Annotated in this window: 3 protein-coding genes; all 3 read left to right on the top strand. The window is 63.0% G+C overall.

Going from position 1 to position 3,287, the window contains the following annotated elements; translation table 11 throughout:
- Positions 1-87 precede the first annotated feature (87 nt).
- From AB1609_18905 to AB1609_18895, 3 genes are read left to right on the top strand one after another with little or no spacing between them, the layout of a single operon-like run.
- Positions 88-1,680, top strand: a complete 1,593-nt coding sequence (locus tag AB1609_18905; GenBank protein MEW6048517.1) for a hydantoinase/oxoprolinase family protein — start codon at positions 88-90, stop codon at positions 1,678-1,680.
- A gap of 54 nt (positions 1,681-1,734) precedes the next feature.
- A complete protein-coding gene (locus tag AB1609_18900) occupies positions 1,735-2,895 on the top strand; it encodes a DUF917 domain-containing protein (protein ID MEW6048516.1) in 1,161 nt (386 codons plus the stop codon).
- A 41-nt stretch (positions 2,896-2,936) separates the two neighbouring features.
- Positions 2,937-3,221 carry a hypothetical protein gene (locus tag AB1609_18895; GenBank protein MEW6048515.1) on the top strand — a complete coding sequence of 95 codons (285 nt, stop codon included), beginning with the start codon at positions 2,937-2,939 and terminating at the stop codon, positions 3,219-3,221.
- Positions 3,222-3,287 lie beyond the last annotated feature (66 nt).

The following is a 3,287-nucleotide window of genomic DNA, read 5'->3' as shown; positions in this document are numbered from 1 at the left end:
CGCCTCCTCCGCAGGAAATTCTCGGTTGGGGACTACTTGGGCAATACGGGATGGGCGATTTGTGGAAGCAAGGGGGGTAGGCAGCTCATGAAGGATCTGCGCATCGGGTTTGACGTGGGAGGAACTTTCACCGACGGCGTGGTAGTACGCGGCCGGCAGGTGATAGCTAAGACTAAGTCTATCACCACCGAGGACGTCACCACCGGCATCATCAATGCTCTAGACAAGCTACTGGCCCAGCCGGGTGTGGAGGCTAGCCGCATTGCCATGGTGTCCCTGGGCACCACGCATACGACCAATGCGATCATCGAGCGGCGGGGGTTGGATAGGGTCGCGATCTTCCGGCTCGGGGCGCCGGCTACCACGGCGATTCCTCCTCTCACGGGCTGGCCTGAGGACCTGAAGGAGGCCATTGGGGGCAGCGGTAACGTTCACGTCATCAGGGGTGGGTCCGAGTACGACGGGCGGGACATCGTGCCTCTGGACGAGATGGCCATCAAGAAGGCCTGCGTTGCCATGAGGGGCAAGGTGAGCGCGATCGCCATCACCGGGGTGTTCTCGCCGATGAAGGCCGACCACGAGGAGCGGGCGCGGGAGATCGTCCTCAACGAACTGGGGGACGGTGTCCACGTTACCCTCTCCCATCGTATAGCGTCGCTTTCTCTGCTGGAGCGTGAGAACTCGACCATCCTCAACGCCTCCGTTATCAGCTGCATGCGCCGGGCCGTCGACGCGGTGAAGAAGGCCATGAAGCAAAAAGGTATCGACGCAGCGCTCTTTATCGTTCAGAACGATGGGAGTGTGATGTCCGCGGATTACGCTGTCGACTACCCGATCTTCACAGTGGCCTCGGGCCCCGCGGCCAGCGTACGGGGCGCGGTGTTCCTATCCGGGATCGTGGACGGTGCGGTGGTGGATGTGGGGGGTACCTCCACGGATGTTGCGTACATCGTCGACGGGTTTCCCAGGGAGTCCTCCATCACGGTGAATATAGGCGGCGTGAAGACCAACATCCGGTGCCCGGACCTGATGTCCATCGCGCTTGGCGGCGGCACCATCGTGAAGACGCGGGGCGAGACCGTGTACGGGTTAGGGCCGGAGAGCGTCGGGTACAACTTGGTGCGGCTGGGTAAGTCTTACGGCGGACCCGTGCTTACCGTGCACGACGTGGCGGTGGCGGTCGGGCGGCTCAGTCAGCGCCTGGATATCTTCGAGAGCGACTTCGTCACTCACCCCGAGAAAGTACAGGCCCTTTCTCCCCGCACCGTGGAGCAGGCGTACTCCCTCGTCAAGTCCACCCTGGAAACCGCCATAGACCAAATGAAGACGGCACGCGGCGACATCCCGGCCATCCTAATTGGTGGCGGCGCGCTGGTAGTGCCTACGGAGCTCGATGGTGTGAGCGAAGTCGTGATCCCCGACCACTTCGAAGTGGGGGGAGCGGTGGGGACGACCATTGCCGAGATCGGTGCCTACGCCGAGGGTGTCGTCGACCTCGAGCGGGAGGACCGCAACAATGCCATCGAGGCCGTAACGGAGAAGGCCAAGGACAACGCGGCCATGGCGGGGGCCGTCCGCGAGACGGTTGAGGTCGTTGACGTCGAGGAGATCCCGTTCACTTACATGCCCGGCAAGCGGGAGAAGATCAGGGTGCGCGTCAAGGGACGCGCGACTGTGTGATCATCCATGTGATGGGGAAGGGGGGAGCACTGCCGACGGGCGGTGCGCAGGGGCATGGGAGCACTGGATACTGTCAAGGCGTGGGGCGCTAGGAAGTATCAGCTCATCGACAAGCAAGCCATCAAGGAGATCACCTTGGGGGCTTCCATCTTGGCCACGGGAGGCGGAGGCGACCCCGAGATAGGTCTCCTTTGGTCGTACAAGGTGCTTGACGAAGGCAAGGAAATGGTCATGGTCGACCCGGTGGACGTCCCTGATGACGTCCTGGTGGCGAGCCCGGCGTGCCTGGGGGCGGCGCTGGTGCTCACGGAAAAGCCTCCGTCCGGTGACGTGCTCAACGTTGCCTTGGAGAGGCTGCAGCGTTACCTGGGGCAGAGATTGGAGGCCACCATCCCCATCGAGTGCGGAGGTGTGAATTCCCCCGTCGCTTACGCCGCGGCTGCGGAACTCGGCGTGCCCGTGATCGACGTGGACGGCATGAACCGCGCTTTCCCCGAGCTCCAGATGACGTCCTGGGTGGCGTTGGGTGTGCATGCATCGCCGGTTGCATCCGCCGACGACCGGGGTAACGTAACGATTATCGACACGGGGGAGGACGACCGGCTGGCTGAAACCATATGCCGGCGGGCTGCCATGGCGTACGGCGGGATTTCCTGGATCGCATCGTACCCGATGCGCGGCTTGCAGGTGAAGGAGACGTCCATCCTGAACTCGCAGTCCATCGCCTGGGAGGTGGGCAAGGCAGTGTACAGGGCGCGGCGAGAGCACCTCGACCCGGTGGAGGAGGTGCTCAGGGCCCTGAAGGCTGCTCGCGGGGTGGAAGGGTACCGGGTGTTCCGGGGGAAGATTGTGGACATCAATCGCGAGTTCGGCGGGGAGAGCACGAAGGGGTTCACGCTCGGCCGTGTAACCATGGAGGGCATCGACGACTTCCGGGGAAGCTTCGCCGAGCTCGACTTCCAGAATGAGTGGCTCATCCTGCGGGTGGACGGGAAGATCAGGTGCCTTCCTCCGGACCTGATCGCCATCCTTGATTCGGAGACGGGAGAACCGATCCGGACCGACGTGATGAGGTACGGATACCGCGGTACCATCGTCGTACTGCCTGCTCATGAGAGGATGCGGCTTCCCGCGGGAATTGAGCGGTTCTTTGGCCCGCGCTGTTTCGGGTATGATGTCGACTACGTTCCCGTGGAGGAGCTGGTCAACCGGTGAGCGGGCCGCGGCGGTGACTATGGAAAAGGGGGGACGATGGCATGCCCGGTGAAGCGGCGGCACTGCTCGCCCGTGACGAGCGTTACCGCAATCTCCTGCGGGTGCTGCTGGAGCGTCCGTATACCGAGAGGAAGAACCTGCCGTCCCGTTGTGGCCTGCCGGCTGAGGTGGTCGAAGAACTTCTACCCCCTGCGTTGGAAAGCTGGGTGATCATCGAGCTTGCCAGCCAAGCCGACTCGAGCCTTGAGTCGCGCGTACCCAAGCGCGTTTACATTATCAACCCCGAGCTGGAGGACGAGGTCAGGAAAGCCCTGGAGGGCCGGTGACAGCGTGAAGACAGAGGAATTCGTAAACAGAGTGCACCGGCTGGGAGAACTGGTTGACCGGCTGGG

This window comes from Bacillota bacterium (genome assembly GCA_040754675.1).
Classification (GTDB): Bacteria; Bacillota; Limnochordia; order Limnochordales; family Geochordaceae; genus Geochorda.
The sequence above is the reverse complement of the archived record's forward strand: the minus strand, read 5'-3'. Positions and strand labels throughout refer to the sequence as shown.

Coding starts and splice junctions, on each gene's coding strand:
- AB1609_18905 (MEW6048517.1), top strand. CDS start 88: ATGAAGGATCTGCGCATCGGGTTTGACGTGGGAGGAACTTTCACCGAC.
- AB1609_18900 (MEW6048516.1), top strand. CDS start 1,735: ATGGGAGCACTGGATACTGTCAAGGCGTGGGGCGCTAGGAAGTATCAG.
- AB1609_18895 (MEW6048515.1), top strand. CDS start 2,937: ATGCCCGGTGAAGCGGCGGCACTGCTCGCCCGTGACGAGCGTTACCGC.